The sequence below is a fragment of the Fortiea sp. LEGE XX443 genome (assembly GCF_015206815.1).
In the GTDB taxonomy this organism is placed as follows: Bacteria; Cyanobacteriota; Cyanobacteriia; order Cyanobacteriales; family Nostocaceae; genus Nostoc_B.
In genome coordinates this window covers 1-18464 of record NZ_JADEXZ010000044.1, presented here as the reverse complement: position 1 = coordinate 18464, position 18464 = coordinate 1, and the positions used below count along the sequence as shown (strand labels likewise).

Genomic DNA, 18464 nt, shown 5'->3' with positions numbered 1-18464 from the left:
CATAGGGCGCAGCAAAGGACAATAATTCATTTGTATAAAATTCAGTCTACCAAGGTGCAGCGGGAAACTGGTGTGTAAAACATTAAGAGTTGCAACAATACTTCAAGCTTTGCAGCATTGACCACTCACAATCGGGAATTAGTTCATGTTTGGTTTTGGACAGGCGTAAGAACTAGACTTCAAAGGATTGTGAGTAGCGCTTGCATCGGAAATCAGAGTAACTTCGCCCGCACCATTGAACACCCAACCACGAGCAGGGACAAAGGCATTTGTGACGTTAACAGAAGGTGATTTGGTAGCAATAGTTTGATTTTGCCTTGCTGTAATCTCTCTAGCGCGACTATCTGACCACAGAATATCCCCACCATGAAGTTCATAGGGATTGGTCGGTAATCCACCACGTCCTGTAACGATAAATTGACTATTGTCATTTTCGTCTTCTGTTGAGCAATCGGCTGCCAGCAATTTTGAAGTATCAACAATATTCGTAGGTAATTCAATTAAGCCTTGGACAGGATCAACTTCTGGGGTAGAAATGCTAACTTGTCCACTGACTCCAAACTCGGAACTAGCAGTAATATCACTCAGGGGCGTTTGGCTGGGACGCGACTCGATACCAAAAATGCTTTGAGCTGTAATATTTACTCTGCCACCCCTACCATTAAAAGCATTGGCGCTAATGTCGCTATTTTCCGAAGGGGCAGCAATTAAAAATTTAGTGTCAATATTAATATTTCCTCCATTACCACCCGCATTATCAATACCAGCACTGGCAGAAATACTACTATTATTCCGAAGTAATACAATATCATTCGCTGTGATATTGATATTTCCTCCTTCACCAGCAGTTGTCCCTGTTGTAATTGTTCCCTGATTATCAAGTCGTAAAGAGCGAGCGGTTACTGTTATGTTGCCAGCATTGGCGCGTTCAGTACCTCGCACACGAGCAAACAAACCACTATTAGCGCCGTCATTATTAATTGATTCACTACTAAATTCTGCCAGACGTGCTGCAAAAGTAGGATCGCTACCAGCAATACTCACTTCATTTTTTGCTTCAATAGTTATGTTACCAGCATTCCCACTATTAGAAGCACTAGTCAAAATCTGACCGCCACGAGATAAATCAACGGTATCGGCAATAATATTAATGTTACCTCCAGCACCCGCACTACTACTACTGGCGCTCACTAATGCTCCATCTGTTATCTGCAAACTACGAGTTTTAATATCAATATTTCCAGCTGTACCAATCGCATTACCCACAGTGTCAGTAAATAATCCTGAAGTGGAGAATCTGAATCTTGGGTCTGAAGAAAATCCTGCCAATTTGACCGACTCGGTAGCGTTAATCTGAATATTTCCGCCATTTCTCGACCCAGTAGTTGCAGATGAAATTGCTGCACCGTTCGTTAAAGTTAGGTTTCTAGTATTAATATCAATTAGTCCAGGACTAGCCGTACCATCTACTGGAGTTCCAATAAAACTCCTATTATTTAAAAAGATATTGTGAGCATTAATTATTATGTTGCCAGAAAACCCTGTATTGAAGGCAGATGAGTCTAAAGAGGAGGAAGCATCTAAAAAAATGTCTCTAGCTTGGAGATTAAGGTTACTAGCATTGCCAGTACTCTCGTTAGTAGCAATAGTATTTATGAAACTGTTAGTTAACACAACGGAATTATTAGCTGTTATGGACACTCCATTTGTATTACCATTTCCTAAACTTCTGGCATTCAATGTAGTGCCATTTAATGAAATAGAAGCAGCTACGATCTTAATACCGTCTGTATTGCTAAAGGCATCACTATTAATATCACTATTAATATCACTATTGATAGAACTGTTATTAGCGATGGAAACAGATTCTTTCGCCTGTATAAATACTCCACCAGTACTTCCTGTTCCATAAATACTTGCACTCAATATCGTATTATCCAAAAATACTGAACCAGCTTGAATATGAATACCTTCAGTACTACCTTCAGTATTATCTGTGAGTGAAGAGAAAATGTTGCCCACATCACTACTAATGAAATTATCATTCAAAAATAGTGACCTAGCTTTGATATAAATACCGCCAGTATTACCCGTGGCTGAAGTAGAAAAGTCTCCAAGACTATTGGTGATATTACTCTGTATAATATTTATCCTTTCTGTTGCATCAAGGATAATATCTCCCGCCTGAATTCCATCTTCGATAAGACCACCTGTTAGCTGACTACTTGTAATTTCTATATTTCTGGCATTGATTATCAAACTACCACCACTATTAGATGTCACATTGACATTGGCAGATCCGTTGATAATTGAAATATCGCCTCGCGTTAAGTTCTGGGGATAATTCAAGCGCAGATTCTGATTATTTGTATTCAGTTCTACAGTTCCTTTTCCGGCTACTGCTCCTAATTCAATTCTTCCATCAGGCGCAAATAGGTGTCCCCCATCTATAGAAACATTACCACCTAATAACAATAAACTTTGACCATTAGGAACTGATAGACCAACTACGGATGATGTAGATGGATTTCGATATCTAGATTGATTGGTAATAGATGAACCAATAATCTGGTTGAATAAAAAAGCTGAAGGATTAACTGTGAGCAATCCTGGATTATTGGGGACAAAGGCGCTGAAAGAACCTTGATTGCCAAATGCGATCGCATTTGCTGTTGTTGCTACAAATGAGCCACCAACATTTAAACTAGCATTAGTCCCAAATAAGATTCCATGAGGATTCAACAAGAATAAGTTTGGACTACCATTTCCAGAAGTTTTGAGAGTTCCGAAAATATCAGAACGGCTTCCACCAGTTACGCGAACTAAAATATTTTGAATATTTGCACTAGGATTGACAAAATCGGCTGTGTTCCCTTCAAGAACAGTAAATTGCTTGAAACTATGAAAAAGGTTATTACCCGCTACAGTACCTTTTGTAATTTCCAATATCATATTATTGGGTGTAACAACAGAGTTTTTAGGTAGTGTTGTATCGGGAATAATTTGAGCCTGAGTAACGTTTATCGGATTCAGACAACACCAGATTATTCCACTAACTACGCAAGAGTCAGAAATGTAATTCTTCATAATGCTGCGTGCATGAGTTAATTGTTAATATATTTGAAGATAGCTATATGATAAATAACTGAGCAAAAATTATACAAATAGCCATAATTTCTTGCTGATGACTCAGAGATGATAAATTCTTAATCCCTTTTAAATAAACTGAGAGACTTAAAGAATAAGGCTATTTGAACAGATAGCCTTATTCTTGTGGTGGAATAAGATAAGACTGTTTCGTTCCCTAAAAGACTTCAATTTACAAGTTTATCAACGAAAAAAATCAGGTAAAAAATTGAATTTGCTGATCAATCTGGCGATCGCAGTTAAAATTTACTCGTTATAGTAGTAATTTTTCGATTGCCTAATCCCTAAAATTTTTGGCTGATACTCTTGACAAAATCTTTCTCTGAGGGAATGAAACAGAGTTGCTTTAGGGTGATGGCTACCTTCAACTGATAATTGTATTAAATTGTGGCTGGATTAAATATTTCTTTGGCTACGATGGGCAAGTTTGGGGTGAAACTTGGTAATTAACCTTGTAACCTTTAAAATCCATTGTGTTTGAAGACACAGTTGGAAAATTCAGAGCAGAAAGTGTTTGCTGAGTTTGAAGTTTTGTAATCGCATCAGCAAATTGTACGGTTGTTGTAGTGCTAAAACAGGTGTCAAGATTCAGTGGGAATTCTTCCCCTGGAGCAATTGACAAAATATTAGTTTTTTTGACACTAGTTCCTTGGACTAAAACAATTACTTGGCCTGGCTGACTACTAGAGTTTTTTATGGATGTTACGCGCATTTGACTTAGACCTAATAGTGCTATGACAATGGGTTTCTGCGTAACAGTTTTATTTAAAATTACCATTTGTTCGGGAATCATGCTTGTAAAATTATCTGCTAATGCAGCATTTCCTGGAACTAGTATGGTTATAGTTAGAGTGACTACGAAAAATAATTTCAATAGCCAATTTTTTCCAACTTGAATCATATAAATAACTCCTGAGTAACAGCAATGAATTTGGCCTATCAGTTATAAAATAATGTGCTACTTCCCATACCTTGATAGCTACACTATCCATGAGTTTAGTGTATTCAACATTTCTGGTCTATAACTAATTCTATAAATAACTAAGGCTTGATTTTATACTACTTCCTACTCTGGGATTTTGCTGATTAAATTTTGTATTTTTTTTAAATAAAAATAATTTAAAATCTATTGCAATTCTCATAGTGTTATACCATTTCACGAAAATTTTGATACAGATGCAAACCCTGAAAACTTTACTGCGTCTAAGTTTTTTAATTGCGAATTGCGTTAGCGAGTGCGCGTACTCCTGCGGAGAAGCAAGCGTTCGACTAAGCTCACGCCGAAGTCTACGCTTTTAGCGTCTCGTAGAGAGCGTCATTGCGAATTGTGAATTGGTATTAGTAGCCAAAAGGATATTAAAAAAATTCTCAGAAAGCAAGAGGAAAGCTCAACTTAGTTTCTTTCTCTTACTTCCTGAGCTATTTTTCCTTTGGCAAAACAAAGGAGTGATTTGTAACAATACTTTACTGAATTTATCTTTGGACGGTGCGTGAACAGTTTCTAAGCAACTAATTTCTACCTAGCCATTTTTGACTGTTCAAGCGCCGCACTAAGCCAAATACTAATAAATCAAGTGTAGTTTTCCGCTCGTCGATTAAGAAGGACTCAAGAGTACTGGTTTTTTTGCCTTCGTTGCAGGAAAAACCTTTTTGCCCTTGAATATCTTCATCGGGGAAATACACGTTAAATTGACGCTGGCCATTTTGCCAACTACCAATAACTTGCCAGTATTCTTCATCTGAAGGTAAGCCAGCGATGGGAAGTTGCTGCTTGGCAAAAGACAATTGTAAATCCTGTACGCCTTCTTCAGCGATCGCCTTTTGCAAAGCAGGTAAATACTCTTGCTGGATAAACTCGGCAAACGGCTTATCTTCAACTGCTGGGGCTTTCTCTTTTTTCGCGGCTTTAGCGGCGGCGGGTTTTTCTTCTCCATCTTCGGCTTTAGCGGCGGCGGTTTTAGCAGCATTGGGGTTAACTTTTGGGTTTGCTGCTTTGGGATCTGGCGTGTTGGCAGTAGGTATATCTGTCGCTACTGGTTCGCTGGTGCTGGGGGCGTTTGCTTCGGCGACAGTGGGAGCTTGTTTGTCAACAGTGCTGGGAGCTACCTCTCCCGCTTGATTGTGATTGGTTTCGTCTGCCATTGCTCAGGTCAATCCTTTATCTAGCTTTGGGAGCGATCGCTCACCTTTGAGTACTAACTTATCTTGATTTTGACATAGAAGAGCTAGTTACTAGTCAAGAGTTAATAGTCAATGGTTATTCGTCATTTTATCCCCTCTGCTCCCTTACTCTCTGCCTGTTTGGATTAATTTAGGCGATCGCTCGCTTGTTGAATATCTCTAATTAACTCATCCATTCTGGATTTGGTTGTATTCCAAGAACACATAAAACGTACTCCTCCTACACCAATAAATGTATAAAATTGCCAGTTTTTTTCTTTTAAACTTTGAATAACTTGCTCTGGCAGTTTGACAAACACAGCATTGGCTTCTCTCGGAAACATAATTTCTAAACCATTTACACTTTCTATTTGTAATAGTTGATTTTCTAAATATTCTGCACATTGGTTAGCATGTCTGGCATTTTTGAGCCATGCGCCTGTTTCTAACAAACCTAACCAAGGAGCCGAAATAAACCGCATTTTAGAAGCTAATTGCCCTGCTTGCTTACAGCGATAATCAAAATCTTCTGCTAAGGCTTTATTAAAAAAGATAATTGCTTCCCCTAAAGCCATGCCATTTTTTGTCCCACAAAAACACAGCACATCTACACCACTTTTCCAAGTCATTTCTGCGAGGCTTTTATTCATAGCAGCAACGGCGTTAGCAAACCGAGCGCCATCCATATGAATTTTTAATTTATATTTTTGTGCAATTTCTTTAATTTCTAAGAGTTCTTCAACAGAATATACAGTTCCTAATTCTGTTGATTGCGTAATACTAATAACTTTAGCTTTAGGATAATGAATGTCTGTACGCTTGGTAATAATGGCTTCTATATTTTGTGCTGTTAATTTGCCATTTTCCCCTGGAGCCAATAGAAGTTTAGAACCGTTAGAAGCAAATTCAGGCGCACCACATTCATCTGTTTCTATATGGGCTGTTTCATGACAAATCACACTATGATATGACTGACACAATGCTGCTAAAGATAAAGAATTAGCTGCTGTTCCATTAAAGGTAAAAAATACCTCACAATCAATTTCAAACAATTCCCGAAAATAGTCAGCCGCTTTTTGAGTCCATTCATCGTTACCGTAGGCTGGCGCACTAACAAGATTAGCTTGAAGCATATACTCTAGTGCTTCTGGACAAATACCAGAGTAATTATCACTGGCAAACTGTTCTGTGTTAATACTCATATTTTTCATGGGCAAAAATCATCGCTACCGAATCATAATCTATGAAGTAGAAATTATATGATTTTAGTTTGCAGTACCATTTTATAGCTCCAAAACAAAATCCACCTAAACAATTGTTTGGTGGATTTAAGGATTAATTTTAATGGATCCGAGCAGAGTCGAACTGCTGTCCAAATTGGGTATTGACCCCCCGCTCATTCACAGGTTTAGCCTTTCTGACCCTCAAGGCGGGAATCGTTCATTATCCCGAACGTAGGATGCTCTGATTTAATCTTAGCTAACAAGCCAACCAGAGAACGCTTGTTAGAGCATCCGTTGGGGGTTGGTCTCTAATCCTTAACGGAGTCAAACTAGAGACGCTCGAACCTATAAGAGGCGTTTTAGGCAGCTACTAGAGCTTCCCGACGAGCAAATTTAACGATGTTATTCGCATTTACTTTTTTTTGAGCCTTTGATTTTCGAGAGGAGACTCACTCTCGACCTGAATCACAGAGTAGCGTTCGCCAACCTGTCGAAACCGTTACGGACCCCTGTGCTTTATATTCCTATTATAGTTCGCTGTTGGCGAAATGTGTTACAAGATGACAAAGAAATATTAAACCTACATTCCGCACCCTTAACTGTCATGAGCCAGACTACAGGCGGCGTTCGCTGGACAATTCAAGATGTCGCAGCATTACCTGATAATGAATGGATTCGTTATGAAATTATTGACGGAGAACTGTTTGTGACGCGATCGCCCCACCATAAACATCAGCATGTCATAGGATGTATCTTTTCAGTGCTAAACACTTGGTCGATAGATAGTGGTTTGGGTGAACCCTCCATTATGCCAGGACTGATTTTTTCGGACTCTGATAATGTAGCGCCTGATGTAGTGTGGGTGAGTTATGAACGGTTGGCTCAAATTCAAGATGAAGCTGGGCATTTTCGCGGAGCGCCGGAACTGGTGGTGGAAGTGCTGTCGCCGGGAAAAGCCAATGAAGACCGCGATCGATTAGCTAAGTTGAAATTGTATTCGCTTCAGGGAGTGCGGGAATATTGGATTGTTGATCGCATCGCTCAAAGGATTGAAGTCTATCGACGAGACAATGCTCAATTAAAACTGGTAACGACCTTACTCGTGGATGATGTGATTACGTCACCGTTGCTCCCTAACTTTGCCTGTGAAGTAGCACGTCTTTTTGTGTCAAGAGGTTAAGGCGATCGCAATAATACTTATCTACTGTTCGTTTTTTGAGAATTATCGCCACTATGCAGATTCTTTCCCCTGCCGTTGTTGTTTTGCCTTGGCGATAATTTCATCCATGTTTAAAGGTGTAGATTCTCCGCTATCAATTCCCTGCTGAATTTCCCTACGCAACTCTGCAAGGCGTATTTCTTTCAAAGCATCTTGTTCCTTGAGAAGCCGTAAACCTTCACGGATAACTTCACTTGCAGAAGTATACATACCGCTTTCAACTTTAGATTGTACCCACTTTTCCAATTCGGGGGTTAAAGAAACGTTCATCTGCTACCTCCCTATAGGCTGATAGCAATTATCCTACCGGGAATAACAAAAAATGTCTAAATTTGTTATTGCTTTATGTGCCAAAATTACTTATTGACACAATATGCTAATTTCAGCATAATTTATAGTGCATGGATACAAAACAAGAAAAACCACAGCTAAAAAAATTTAAATCCATAGCCAGCGCACTTGATGATTTAAAAGAATTTCCTGAAGATGTACAGGATGTAATGGGATATGCTCTTGAGTTGGCACAACCGGGTAAAAAGCATCCAGATGCAAAACCTTTAGGCGGGTTTTCAGGCGCAGGTGTTTTAGAAATTGTCGATGATTTTGATGGGGATACTTATAGAGCAATATACACTGTTAAGTTTGAAGGTTTTGTTTATTTACTACATTCTTTTCAAAAGAAATCAAAACATGGTATTTCTACACCAAAACAAGATATTGAATTAGTAGAAAAGAGATTAAAAGCAGCTAAAGAGGATTATTTACAAGAGACTAAAAGAAGCGAGGCGAATAAAGATGGACAAACAGAATAAAATTGTTAGTGGTAGTGGTAATGTATTTGCTGATTTAGGTTTATCTAATCCTGAAGAATGTTTAGTTAAAGCTGAACTGGCGATAAAAATTAGTGAAATTATTACTAATCAAAAACTAACTCAGGTTCAAGCTGCGGAAATTTTAGGTATAGATCAACCAAAAGTTTCTGCTTTAATTAGAGGTAAACTAAAAGATTTTTCAGTTGACAGATTAATAAAATTTTTGAATATTTTGGGCAATGACGTAGAAATTAGAGTCAAACCTAAGCCCGAAAATCGTTCTTCTGCTTCTACTACTGTAGTTTGCTATTAACTATTAATGTACATTTAACGATAGATTTAGCGATCGCTCACCCAATCTATTATTATTATGCTGTGTAAATTGGCGATCGCAATAAAATCGTTTGAGAATTAATGCCATTATGCAGACTTTTTTACCGCCATTACACCACTATATCTGTCTCTACTTCATATCGAGTTCTTGACAAATTTTCTCCCATCGCTTGCTTAAAGTCGGATTTAATTTCTCAAAGTCATCTGTTGAAAGCAATATTCCAGCACTAGATTTTGCTGCTTCATAGTTTACGAAAGAATTCAATACATTGGCAGTGGCATGAGAGGAATCCTGTCCTATTTTATGCAGAAAATGGGAATAAAGATCGTCATACGTTCGTTCATAGCGAAATCGAAGAATTTCAAGTTTCAACCATTCAGCAATAATTTCACCAGAAAAAACTAACTGTGTAATCCATGCAAGCAGTTCAAGATGGTCATGGCGGAGGAAAAAAGCAAATAGCCAAGCTAAAAGATATCCAAAAATAATAATTCTCTTACGACCCAACATCCTTGAAGCAATTTCCTTGCTAAAGAGGGCGTTTTCCATAGTATTTGCCCCAAGGCGTTGTACCGACGGAGAAAATGAATTGTTGTAGTAAAGAGATGTATGGTCTTGAGAAAGTGGTACTCCAAATGAGTCGGAAAGCAACTGCTTTCTTCTCATTAGTTCTGCTCTAGGTACTAGATACAAACTTGATACTTGAGAAATGCTGAAATATATCAAAACCAAAACAAGGAAAAATACTTGGAAAATACCTGTCCCTGCCTTTCCAATAATTGAAACAGAGTATGGTATGGCTAACGACAAGGCTGCATTGCTCCAGAAAAGTACCATACTAATAGTCTCAAGTTTTTTAATTGGAGCGTAATACTGGGAGACTTCATCAAGTTTCTGTGTACTTTTATTATTCATAACTATGGTACAATTTTTCTTATTTCTAACTCTGCATTCATAGGCATATTATTATTCTCATACTCCTTAGCTTTTATTGCATGATTCTTGGCACTATTAACTATATTCTTTTTGTATTGAGCATCATTGTAGCTACAATTGAAACCTGACCAAAACTCATAAAAGTAATCTTTTAAAAGTGAGCATTGAAAGAATGGCCGACTCACAATATATTGCTCTAGCGAAAATGAAGTAAATGGATAGTCATTAAGCGTATTCCAATATTTTACTAATCTGACTAATGGTTTAATTTGATAATTATTGTTTTTGTTATGCGCTTGAAGCAATTGATTAGTTGCAACAGGATCTGTAGTTGTCCATTCTAGCCAGGATGACGCTGGCGAGGGAATCTGATAACCAGAGTAGTAGATTGCTGGAACAAGTTCAAAATTGATGTGATTTAAAGACAGAACAATTGTGGGATGTGATTGGCAAATTTCTGATCTAGAGTACTTTAACTCCACGAAATGTCTAAGACGGTCAAGATAAGTTTGTGGTTTCTTTTGTCCATCTGATGTCTTAAATACAACCATGTAATCTATATCAGAATATTTGTCTACTTTGCGCGGAAGAATAGTGCCACGAGTGCTAGAACCAAATTGAAAGTGGCCAGTCACCATACTGTCAAAGTATAAATTCAGCCTAGATGAAAGCGTTTTAATAGAAGTAGAAATACTCAGTTCTTCCACATCATCAAGGACGAGAGTGCTTGCTAGACTTGTTAAGTGGGAATTTACGGACATAGTTCTTTAACATTGAGCTAAATAAATTGACTTTTCAGAGTAAACTCATGCCCATTTTTGTTGTGGCGTAAAATTAGAAAAGAAGTGTATATTTTTTAGATTTTTTTAAGCTATTAATGTAGTTTTGAGAAAGTCTACCCAGTATATCACCACTAATTAATGTTTATTGGTAGTTTTATGATAAAACGTGTAATCAATACTCTCAAGCATTCTATTACCGTTGGGAACACCAACACGACAACGATTTGTATAAAACTTGTTTGTTAAAACATCCTCAAAAGCAAAAATAGCTAATTGCTAGGTTTTAACATCACCAGCAATTAGCTATTAATTATAGTTACCAATTAACTTGTTCCTAACTCAGTGCTTCTGCACCGCCGACAACCTCTAGGAGTTCTTGAGTAATAGCAGCTTGTCGGGCTTTGTTGTAAGACAGCGATAAGCTTTTAATTAATTCACCGGCGTTGTCGCTGGCGTTACTCATAGCTGTCATCCGTGCTGCTAGTTCACTAGCAGCAGATTCTTGTAATGCCCGTAGTAATTGATTACTCAAATACAGAGGTAGCAAGGAATCCAAAATTTGTACTGGGTCTTGCTCAAAAATCATGTCGCGGGCTAGGGGTTGGACTTGAGCAGTCACTTTCTGCCGTTCGACTTCAAACTGACCACCACGAGTTGTAAGACGGAAGATTTCGTCGTCTGCTGCTTCTAAACCTTGGGTATCAAGAGGTAGCAAAGTTTGAACTACCGGACGAGAACTAACTAGGGAGACGAAACGGGTATAGATTAATTCGATGCGGTCTACTTTTTCCGAGAGGAACAAAGACAGCAACTCGTCAGCAATCTTGTTAGCTTCCTCAGCAGTAGGAATTTGCTCTAAGCCACTGTAGGTAGCATCAATAGGCTGTTCACGACGTTGGAAGTATTGGGTGGCTTTACGGCCGACTAGTACAAATGTGTAGTCTATACCTTCTGCCTTGAGTTCCTTGGCACGGTTTTCAGCGCGACGGATGACGTTGGTGTTGTAACCACCACACAAACCTCTGTCGCCAGATATGACTAACAACCCGACTGATTTAACTTCGCGTTTTCTCAGTAGTGGCAGGTTGGCTTCTTCAAACCGCAGACGGGTTTGTAGACCATATAGTACTTGCGCTAATCGGTCAGCGAATGGACGAGTAGCCAGGACTTGTTCTTGCGCCCGACGTACTCTCGCCGCAGCGACTAGCCGCATGGCTTCTGTGATTTTTTTGGTGTTTTTGACCGACTGAATGCGATCGCGTATTGCTTTGAGGTTAGGCATATTTTTTGTCAGTAGTCAATGGTCAATGGTCAACAGTTAAGGGTCAAAAGTCTGGCGTTGTTTGACTGTTGACCCTTGATGCTTGACTAAATTACGCTGTGGCTTTGAAGGTCTTTTTGTAATCTTCCAATGCTGCCTTCAAAGCGGCTTCTTCATCATCAGCTAGTACTTTTTTAGTTTGTACTGCTTGGTAATAGGGAGACTTACCAGTTTTCAAGTATTCCCGGAAACCTTTGGTGAAGCTGGTTACTTTGTCAACGGCGATATCATCTAAGTAACCGTTAATCCCAGCGTAGAGGATTGCCACTTGTTCAGCTACAGACAGAGGCTCGTTTTGGGACTGCTTGAGGAGTTCCCGTAAGCGTTGACCCCGTGCTAACTGGTCTTGGGTAGCTTTATCCAAGTCAGAAGCAAATTGCGCGAAGGCTTGGAGGTCGTCAAATTGTGCTAGTTCGAGTTTAATCTTACCAGCAACTTTTTTCATTGCTTTGGTTTGTGCCGCAGAACCTACACGGGATACGGAGATACCAGGGTTTACAGCGGGACGCACACCAGCGTTGAACAAGTCAGAAGATAAGAAAATCTGACCATCGGTGATGGAAATTACGTTAGTAGGAATGTAAGCAGATACGTCACCTGCTTGGGTTTCGATGATTGGTAGTGCAGTCATACTGCCTTTACCTAATTCATCGCTGAGTTTAGCTGCTCGCTCCAATAAGCGAGAGTGGATGTAGAATACGTCTCCTGGGTATGCTTCCCGTCCGGGTGGACGACGTAGCAGCAAGGACATTTGGCGATAAGCTTGGGCTTGCTTGGAAAGGTCGTCGTAAATTACTAAGGTGGCTTTGCCTTTGTACATGAAGTACTCAGCAATAGTAGCGCCAGTATAAGGAGCTAGGTATTGTAATGTAGCGGGTTCACTGGCACTAGCTGCAACAACTACGGTGTAGTCCATTGCGCCTTTTTCTTGGAGGGTTTGGACTACGTTAGCAACGGTTGAAGCTTTTTGACCGATCGCCACATAAACGCAAACTACATCTTCACCTTTTTGGTTAATGATAGTATCGATCGCGATCGCGGTTTTACCAGTTTGGCGATCACCAATAATCAATTCCCGCTGACCCCGACCGATGGGAATCATGGAGTCGATAGCGGTAATCCCTGTTTGCATGGGTTCGTGTACTGACCGACGAGCCACAATACCAGGTGCTGGAGATTCAATCAAACGACTTTCGGTGGTTTTGATGTCGCCTTTACCATCGATTGCGCGACCTAAAGCGTCAACCACCCGGCCAACTAAGGTGTCACCTACGGGAACCTGAGCAATTCTTCCGGTCGCTCTTACAGAGCTACCTTCTTGGATGTTATTACCTGTACCCATGAGTACCGCACCCACGTTGTCTTCTTCCAAGTTTTGGGCGATACCGATGGTGCCATCTTCAAATTCCAAAAGTTCCCCAGCCATAGCCTTTTCTAGGCCATAAATCCGGGCAATACCGTCACCAACTTGCAGAACGGTACCAACGTTAGCAACTTTGACTTCTTGGTCGTATTGCTCAATTTGCTGTTGAATAATGCTGCTAATTTCGTCAGGTCTGATTGATATGCTCATGGTTTATGTTTTTTTCTTGCAACACGGAAAAGTTTGATAGTAAAGTGCCGAGTGCTGAGTGCTGAGTACCGAGTGCTGAGTAATAAATTTTCCTCCTGCCTTCTGCCTTCTGCCTCCTGCCTCCTGCCTCCATTTAGCCGCTGGTTAAGCGTAAGGACAAGCGTCGTAGTTGACCGCGTAAACTAGCGTCAATTACTTGTGAGCCAACTTTGATAATTACACCACCAATCAATTCGCTGTCTACTTTAGTTTCCAGTTCTACTTGACGAGCATTGGTGATGGCGATGACTCTCTCTTTTATCGCTTGCTCCTGCTCTGGTGAGAGAGGAATAGCAGAACTTACTTCTGCTAATACAGTTTGATTCAGCTGTCGCAACAATGCCAGATACTGCTTTAAAATCTGATCTAGGAAGAAAATGCGTCGTTTGTCTACTAAAAGTAGCAAAAAGTTCCGTAAATACGGATTACCGCCTTCACTTATTTGACTGATCACTGCTTTTTTGCTGTCAGGCGCAATAAAGGGGTTGTCGATCAAGCTCCGCAGTTGTTGGGAATTTTGCAACAAGTCTAGTAAAGAACGAGCATCGTTACCGAACTCTTCTGTCAGATTTTTGGATTGTGCTACGGACATCAACGCCTGTGCATAAGGTTGGGCGATTTCGGCTGTTTCTACATTACTTTTCATTACCGTCCTCCCACCTGAGCGATGCTGTTGTCAATTAGTGCTTGTTGAACATCGTCAGCAACACCAGAGCGCAGCTGTGACTCGACTTGTTGTAATGCTAGAACGGCTACTCGCTGCCGCAATTCGGTAAGCGCTCGCTCTCTTTCGGTGTTTAAATCTGCCGCTGCTGTTTGTTTCAAGCGTTCTACGTCTTGTACTGCTTTTTCCAACAGGGCTTGTTTTGTTGCCTGGGCGCTTTCTTCGGCTGCTTGGCGGATGCGTTGTGCCTCAGTTTGAGCCTGGGTCAATTGTTCTTGTGCTTGCGAAAGAGAAGTTTGTGCTTCTTTTAAGCGTTGTTCTGCTTCCTGAATGGCAGTTTCGATATTGGTTCTGCGATCGCTCAGGATATTGCTTAAAACTTTACGTCCAAAGTAGAATAGTATGCCAATCAGAATCACTAGGTTTATGAGATTGGTTTCAAAGATGTCTAGGTTTAGACCGAAACCACCTTCTGCTGCGCCTTCTGCCAATTCAGAGTGAACAGCTTGAGCTTCTGCGGCAAGTAATAAGAAAGTGCCCATGATACCCATCTACAAGTGCGCTGCTCGCTTGCTAATTAAGTTTTTGTTTTCCCGGAGGAAAAAAGTGCCTACGAATTTTAGATTTTAAATTTTAAATTTTAGATTTTTTGGTTTATACCCCACCGAAATTTTAGATTTGTGGTTTTAGATTGGGTAATTTATCAATCGGCAATCCAAAATCCAAAACTTGGTAAGGTCAATCCAAAAGACGCTCGCAGACTCGCTAACGGCAATCCAAAATCCAAAATTGGTTGACACTTAATTAAGCGCTCTGGGACAAATACCCAGTGGCGCGTATGCTTTCACTAGGCCAATAATCTCCAGCTTATCTAGCTAGACTCGGCCCTAATAGTTTTTCTAGAATCTGTCTGCTTAGAGCATCAACTTGTTGTTCTAAGGAACGCATTGCTTCCTGCTTTTGTTGCTCTATTTCAATAGCAGCTTTCTCTCTTTGAGTTTGAGCTTCTTGTTGTGCCTCAGCAATTTTCTGGGCAGTAATTTTCTTAGCTTCCGCCTGGGCTGTTTCTAGAGCGGCTTGCGACTGCCTACGAGCGTCTGCCAGCTGCTGCTCATATTCTTTAGTTAAGCGTTCGGCTTTAGCTATACGTTCCTTAGCTTCTAAGGTATTTGTTCGGATATAGTTATCGCGATCGTCTAGTACCTTGGTCAGTGGTTTATAGAAAATTACATTCAACAAGGCTGCCAATAGCAGGAACTGCAATGCCATAAAAGGCAAGGTAGCATCGAAATCAAACATTTCTCTCCTCTTTGGCTGGAGTAGCAGTTTTCATGGCTTGCAACATCATCCAACCTGTTCGTATTTTAGAGACCCATAGCCACAAGGGTCAGCCGACATCAGAACCACTTAATACTCAAAGTTTTACAACTGTAGAGGCGTGATGTTTCACGTCTCTACACTAAAAAAACTTTGAGTTCTTATGCGAAGGGGTTAGCAAACAGTAACACTAGGGCGATTACCAGACCGTAGATAGTCAAGGATTCCATGAACGCCAAGGTTAACAGCAGAGTACCGCGAATTTTGCCTTCTGCTTCTGGTTGACGGGCAATACCTTCTACTGCTTGACCAGCAGCGTTACCTTGTCCAATACCAGGGCCGATCGCAGCCAAACCAATTGCTAGAGCAGCAGCCAGAACTGAAGCAGCAGAAACTAATGGATCCATGTTGATTTTCCTTGCTTTAATTACAGAACTAACAAATGTAAATTAACTAGTAAAGACGTGTTTTTTCACGCTGCACCGAGTTCTCGCAAATCGCGTTTTGCGACGTTTTGAGCATGAATGCTCGTCGGAACTGTGCTAACAACTGAGCAGATTAACAGTTATCAGTTATCAGTTATCAGTTATCAACTTGCATGATAACTTTTTACTGTTTACTGTTTACTGATTTAATGCTCCTCATGCTCTTCGCCGCCGTGTCCTTCCATTGCCTCATGAATGTATGCCCCAGCTAGGGTAGCAAACACCAGCGCTTGAATGGCACTGGTAAATAAACCCAAGGCCATTACAGGTAGAGGTACAAATAAAGGAACGAGCAGCACTAATACCGCCACTACCAATTCATCCGCCAAGATGTTACCGAAAAGACGGAAGCTTAGGGAGAGGGGCTTAGTAAAATCTTCAAGAATGGCGATCGGCAACAAAACGGGTGTCGGCTCTATGTATTTCTTGAAGTAGCCCAGACCCCGCTTGCTGAAACCTGCGTAAAAGTAAGCCAGGGAAGTCAGCAGCGCCAATGCTACCGTCGTATTGATGTCGTTGGTGGGAGCTGCTAATTCACCAGATGGTAGCTTGATCAGCTTCCAAGGAATTAAAGCGCCTGACCAGTTCGATACGAAGATAAACAAGAACAATGTACCAATAAATGGTACCCAAGGGCGGTACTCTTTCTCACCAAGTTGGTTTTTTGCTAGATCCCGAATAAATTCCAGGGCATATTCCATCAGGTTTTGGATGCCACTAGGAACTTTTTGTATGTTGCGAGTAGCTGCTAATGAAGCTACTACTAGAATGCTAATCACAAACCATGAGGTGAGAAAAACTTGCCCATGAATTTTAAGATTGCCTAATTGCCAGTAGAAATGTTGACCTACTTCTAATTCGGCGAGGGGAAAAGAATTAAAGGCGTTTAAGACACTAAGCATTTGCATTCTTCAAGCATTTTCCCCAACAAGCGAGGATGGGTGTATTGTCTTTGTGAGCCTGACTTGTTAAGCAGTTATCAGTTATCAGTTATCAGTTGTCAAGTTTGTCTGCTTCTATGTACACCAGAACCCTGTTTACTGTTCACTGTTCACTGTTCACTGTTTTAAGAATCAGGAAGGAACGCAGTTTGCACCGTATAGACGAGGAGCGTGGCTTTGTAAGTGAGAAATCCCAAAAATATGGGCATTACATGTAGATCGTGCCATTGAGTTGCTAGTATAATCAACCCAATAAATAGAGCAAAACGATTTTTGCTCAGACGATTTTTTTCAGCGCCGAGTTGCTCAACGTCTTTAGCCAGCATCTTTAAGTAAACCACACCTGTACACGCCCCAATTAAATAATTCAGGGCAATGTTCAAGGAATAAAAAATCCACACAGAGATAAATATAATCCCCGTCAAAACAAGTGTGATTACCAACAACTTCTGATAGAGTTGATGGAACTCCTGCATAGAGGTGCTTGCTGGTTTTGTTTCCTCAAAACCAGAGGGAGTATCTTGTTGTGTTGTCGGAGTGGGTGCGATTGGTTCTTCTGACAAGCTCACGGGACTTGAAACCAGTACAGCTAACTATTTTGACTGCACATTCAGTCAGCTGAATCATATCACGATCCGGTAACATTACTTTAGAAAAAAACAATTAACTTCTTGTTTGCTGCCCAAGGGTAATAGAAGCTGAACTATGGGCAAAGACAAAGCTAGAGTAAATCTAGGAACTAGGCAAAGGAAGATGCAACGCGATCGCCGCCTGAATAATTCCTAACTTTATGTGCAATTGCTTTGTTCTAAAAAATTCAGTGACCTCCAGAACTTTTGTGTAATTAGCTACTTAATGTTTTGGAAAAGCTGGGTCTAGAAAATTAGTTGGTGCTTGAGGAGCGTAGACGCGGAACGTCTTGTCGTTAGACATCACACCAAAGCTGAACCTTGCTAAACTCCAGCCTGTTAAATTTGTACTACCCACTGAAAAGGGCATTGCTGTGTACATTCTTAATTTACATTAGATTGGCCAAAATTGCTTGCGATTAATAGGCAGGGGGCGGGGAGCAGGGAGCAGGGAGCAGGGAGCAGGGGGATAATTTATAACAGGGAGAATGTCATAAAACATAGGGGTAGGGTGTGGAAAAAAAACCTATAAAAAGTCATGAAGATTTAGAAGTGTACCAAATGGCATTTGATGCAGCCATGAACATTTTCGAGTTATCAAAGAAGTTTCCTGTAGAAGAGAAATATTCGCTTACTGATCAAATTCGTAGATCATCGCGGTCTGTCTGTGCTAATTTAGCAGAGGCGTGGAGAAAAAGACGTTATGAAGCAGCTTTTGTGGCTAAGTTAAATGATTCCGTTCGCGGAGCGTGTCGTAGACAAGCCGAAGCTGCTGAAGCTCAAACTTGGCTCAAATTTGCAGTGAAATGTAATTATCTGGATATTGAGCAAGCCAGAGAAATCTATGGAAATTACAATCGAATTTTAGGCATTTTAGTAACC

General features: G+C 40.5%; 20 protein-coding genes and 1 other RNA gene. 4 read left to right on the top strand and 17 right to left on the bottom strand.

Annotated features, from left to right (window positions below; all coding sequences use genetic code 11):
• Positions 1-138: 138 nt before the first annotated feature.
• From IQ259_RS16660 to ssrA, 5 genes are all read right to left on the bottom strand, one after another.
• Complete coding sequence (locus IQ259_RS16660) at positions 139-3087, bottom strand: S-layer family protein (protein WP_193886718.1); 2949 nt, start codon at positions 3085-3087, stop codon at positions 139-141.
• Positions 3088-3559: 472 nt separating this feature from the next.
• Positions 3560-4048 carry a hypothetical protein gene (locus tag IQ259_RS16655; RefSeq protein ID WP_193886716.1) on the bottom strand — a complete coding sequence of 163 codons (489 nt, stop codon included), beginning with the start codon at positions 4046-4048 and terminating at the stop codon, positions 3560-3562.
• A gap of 608 nt (positions 4049-4656) precedes the next feature.
• Positions 4657-5289, bottom strand: coding sequence for a DUF2996 domain-containing protein (locus tag IQ259_RS16650; protein ID WP_193886714.1), 633 nt, complete (start codon positions 5287-5289; stop codon positions 4657-4659).
• A 164-nt stretch (positions 5290-5453) separates the two neighbouring features.
• Entirely contained in the window at positions 5454-6509 is a 1056-nt protein-coding gene (locus tag IQ259_RS16645; protein ID WP_193886712.1) for a low specificity L-threonine aldolase, read from the bottom strand.
• Between the two features lie 140 nt (positions 6510-6649).
• Positions 6650-7039, bottom strand: a transfer-messenger RNA (tmRNA) gene (gene ssrA, locus IQ259_RS16640).
• A gap of 95 nt (positions 7040-7134) precedes the next feature.
• On the opposite strand from ssrA, the gene IQ259_RS16635 reads away from it, so the two are divergent.
• Positions 7135-7710: a Uma2 family endonuclease gene (locus tag IQ259_RS16635; protein ID WP_193886749.1), complete on the top strand. Its 576-nt coding sequence runs from the start codon at positions 7135-7137 to the stop codon at positions 7708-7710.
• Positions 7711-7761: 51 nt separating this feature from the next.
• On the opposite strand, the gene IQ259_RS16630 is transcribed toward IQ259_RS16635, so the two are convergent.
• A complete protein-coding gene (locus tag IQ259_RS16630; RefSeq protein ID WP_193886710.1) occupies positions 7762-8019 on the bottom strand; it encodes a type II toxin-antitoxin system ParD family antitoxin in 258 nt (85 codons plus the stop codon).
• A gap of 131 nt (positions 8020-8150) precedes the next feature.
• Here IQ259_RS16630 and IQ259_RS16625 point away from each other — a divergent pair, with 131 nt between their 5' ends.
• Positions 8151-8561 (top strand): type II toxin-antitoxin system RelE/ParE family toxin, encoded by a 411-nt coding sequence (locus IQ259_RS16625; RefSeq protein WP_193886708.1) that lies wholly within the window; start codon positions 8151-8153, stop codon positions 8559-8561.
• Complete coding sequence (locus tag IQ259_RS16620; protein ID WP_193886706.1) at positions 8545-8874, top strand: helix-turn-helix domain-containing protein; 330 nt, start codon at positions 8545-8547, stop codon at positions 8872-8874. Before IQ259_RS16625 ends, IQ259_RS16620 begins: the two co-directional genes overlap by 17 nt.
• 150 nt (positions 8875-9024) lie before the next feature.
• Here the strand turns inward: IQ259_RS16620 and IQ259_RS16615 are convergent, their stop codons facing one another.
• The 11 genes from IQ259_RS16615 to IQ259_RS16565 all read right to left on the bottom strand — a co-directional run bounded on the left by IQ259_RS16615 (position 9025) and on the right by IQ259_RS16565 (position 17964).
• Entirely contained in the window at positions 9025-9810 is a 786-nt protein-coding gene (locus IQ259_RS16615) for a hypothetical protein (RefSeq protein ID WP_193886704.1), read from the bottom strand.
• Between the two features lie 2 nt (positions 9811-9812).
• The gene (locus tag IQ259_RS16610; RefSeq protein WP_193886703.1) at positions 9813-10592 is read right to left on the bottom strand and encodes a nucleotidyltransferase; all 780 of its coding nucleotides are present in this window, start codon (positions 10590-10592) and stop codon (positions 9813-9815) included.
• 355 nt (positions 10593-10947) lie between these two features.
• Entirely contained in the window at positions 10948-11895 is a 948-nt protein-coding gene (locus tag IQ259_RS16605; RefSeq protein WP_193886701.1) for a F0F1 ATP synthase subunit gamma, read from the bottom strand.
• 91 nt (positions 11896-11986) lie between these two features.
• On the bottom strand, positions 11987-13507 hold the full coding sequence (gene atpA / locus IQ259_RS16600; protein ID WP_193886699.1) for a F0F1 ATP synthase subunit alpha: 1521 nt from the start codon (positions 13505-13507) through the stop codon (positions 11987-11989).
• Between the two features lie 133 nt (positions 13508-13640).
• Positions 13641-14192 carry an ATP synthase F1 subunit delta gene (atpH, locus tag IQ259_RS16595; protein WP_193886697.1) on the bottom strand — a complete coding sequence of 184 codons (552 nt, stop codon included), beginning with the start codon at positions 14190-14192 and terminating at the stop codon, positions 13641-13643.
• Positions 14192-14761 carry a F0F1 ATP synthase subunit B gene (locus IQ259_RS16590; protein ID WP_193886695.1) on the bottom strand — a complete coding sequence of 190 codons (570 nt, stop codon included), beginning with the start codon at positions 14759-14761 and terminating at the stop codon, positions 14192-14194. Before IQ259_RS16590 ends, atpH begins: the two co-directional genes overlap by 1 nt.
• Positions 14762-15077: 316 nt before the next feature.
• Positions 15078-15509 (bottom strand): F0F1 ATP synthase subunit B', encoded by a 432-nt coding sequence (locus IQ259_RS16585; protein WP_193886693.1) that lies wholly within the window; start codon positions 15507-15509, stop codon positions 15078-15080.
• Between the two features lie 179 nt (positions 15510-15688).
• The gene (atpE, locus tag IQ259_RS16580) at positions 15689-15934 is read right to left on the bottom strand and encodes an ATP synthase F0 subunit C (RefSeq protein ID WP_015112744.1); all 246 of its coding nucleotides are present in this window, start codon (positions 15932-15934) and stop codon (positions 15689-15691) included.
• A 224-nt stretch (positions 15935-16158) separates the two neighbouring features.
• On the bottom strand, positions 16159-16920 hold the full coding sequence (atpB, locus tag IQ259_RS16575) for a F0F1 ATP synthase subunit A (protein ID WP_193886691.1): 762 nt from the start codon (positions 16918-16920) through the stop codon (positions 16159-16161).
• A 158-nt stretch (positions 16921-17078) separates the two neighbouring features.
• Positions 17079-17522 (bottom strand): ATP synthase subunit I, encoded by a 444-nt coding sequence (locus IQ259_RS16570; protein ID WP_193886689.1) that lies wholly within the window; start codon positions 17520-17522, stop codon positions 17079-17081.
• A gap of 283 nt (positions 17523-17805) precedes the next feature.
• Complete coding sequence (locus IQ259_RS16565) at positions 17806-17964, bottom strand: hypothetical protein (protein ID WP_193886687.1); 159 nt, start codon at positions 17962-17964, stop codon at positions 17806-17808.
• Positions 17965-18095: 131 nt separating this feature from the next.
• Between IQ259_RS16565 and IQ259_RS16560 the strand changes: the two genes are divergently transcribed.
• A partial coding sequence (locus IQ259_RS16560; RefSeq protein ID WP_193886685.1) for a four helix bundle protein occupies positions 18096-18464 on the top strand: 369 nt, incomplete at its 3' end.

Excerpts from the sequence above, each read along its gene's own strand:
- atpA (WP_193886699.1), bottom strand. The coding sequence starts at position 13,507 with ATGAGCATATCAATCAGACCTGACGAAATTAGCAGCATTATTCAACAG.
- IQ259_RS16625 (WP_193886708.1), top strand. The coding sequence starts at position 8,151 with ATGGATACAAAACAAGAAAAACCACAGCTAAAAAAATTTAAATCCATA.
- IQ259_RS16590 (WP_193886695.1), bottom strand. The coding sequence starts at position 14,761 with ATGGGTATCATGGGCACTTTCTTATTACTTGCCGCAGAAGCTCAAGCT.
- IQ259_RS16610 (WP_193886703.1), bottom strand. The coding sequence starts at position 10,592 with ATGTCCGTAAATTCCCACTTAACAAGTCTAGCAAGCACTCTCGTCCTT.
- IQ259_RS16655 (WP_193886716.1), bottom strand. The coding sequence starts at position 4,048 with ATGATTCAAGTTGGAAAAAATTGGCTATTGAAATTATTTTTCGTAGTC.
- IQ259_RS16630 (WP_193886710.1), bottom strand. The coding sequence starts at position 8,019 with ATGAACGTTTCTTTAACCCCCGAATTGGAAAAGTGGGTACAATCTAAA.
- IQ259_RS16650 (WP_193886714.1), bottom strand. The coding sequence starts at position 5,289 with ATGGCAGACGAAACCAATCACAATCAAGCGGGAGAGGTAGCTCCCAGC.
- IQ259_RS16635 (WP_193886749.1), top strand. The coding sequence starts at position 7,135 with ATGAGCCAGACTACAGGCGGCGTTCGCTGGACAATTCAAGATGTCGCA.
- IQ259_RS16620 (WP_193886706.1), top strand. The coding sequence starts at position 8,545 with ATGGACAAACAGAATAAAATTGTTAGTGGTAGTGGTAATGTATTTGCT.
- atpE (WP_015112744.1), bottom strand. The coding sequence starts at position 15,934 with ATGGATCCATTAGTTTCTGCTGCTTCAGTTCTGGCTGCTGCTCTAGCA.
- IQ259_RS16645 (WP_193886712.1), bottom strand. The coding sequence starts at position 6,509 with ATGAGTATTAACACAGAACAGTTTGCCAGTGATAATTACTCTGGTATT.
- IQ259_RS16615 (WP_193886704.1), bottom strand. The coding sequence starts at position 9,810 with ATGAATAATAAAAGTACACAGAAACTTGATGAAGTCTCCCAGTATTAC.
- atpB (WP_193886691.1), bottom strand. The coding sequence starts at position 16,920 with ATGCAAATGCTTAGTGTCTTAAACGCCTTTAATTCTTTTCCCCTCGCC.
- IQ259_RS16585 (WP_193886693.1), bottom strand. The coding sequence starts at position 15,509 with ATGTTTGATTTCGATGCTACCTTGCCTTTTATGGCATTGCAGTTCCTG.
- atpH (WP_193886697.1), bottom strand. The coding sequence starts at position 14,192 with ATGAAAAGTAATGTAGAAACAGCCGAAATCGCCCAACCTTATGCACAG.
- IQ259_RS16565 (WP_193886687.1), bottom strand. The coding sequence starts at position 17,964 with ATGTACACAGCAATGCCCTTTTCAGTGGGTAGTACAAATTTAACAGGC.
- IQ259_RS16660 (WP_193886718.1), bottom strand. The coding sequence starts at position 3,087 with ATGAAGAATTACATTTCTGACTCTTGCGTAGTTAGTGGAATAATCTGG.
- IQ259_RS16605 (WP_193886701.1), bottom strand. The coding sequence starts at position 11,895 with ATGCCTAACCTCAAAGCAATACGCGATCGCATTCAGTCGGTCAAAAAC.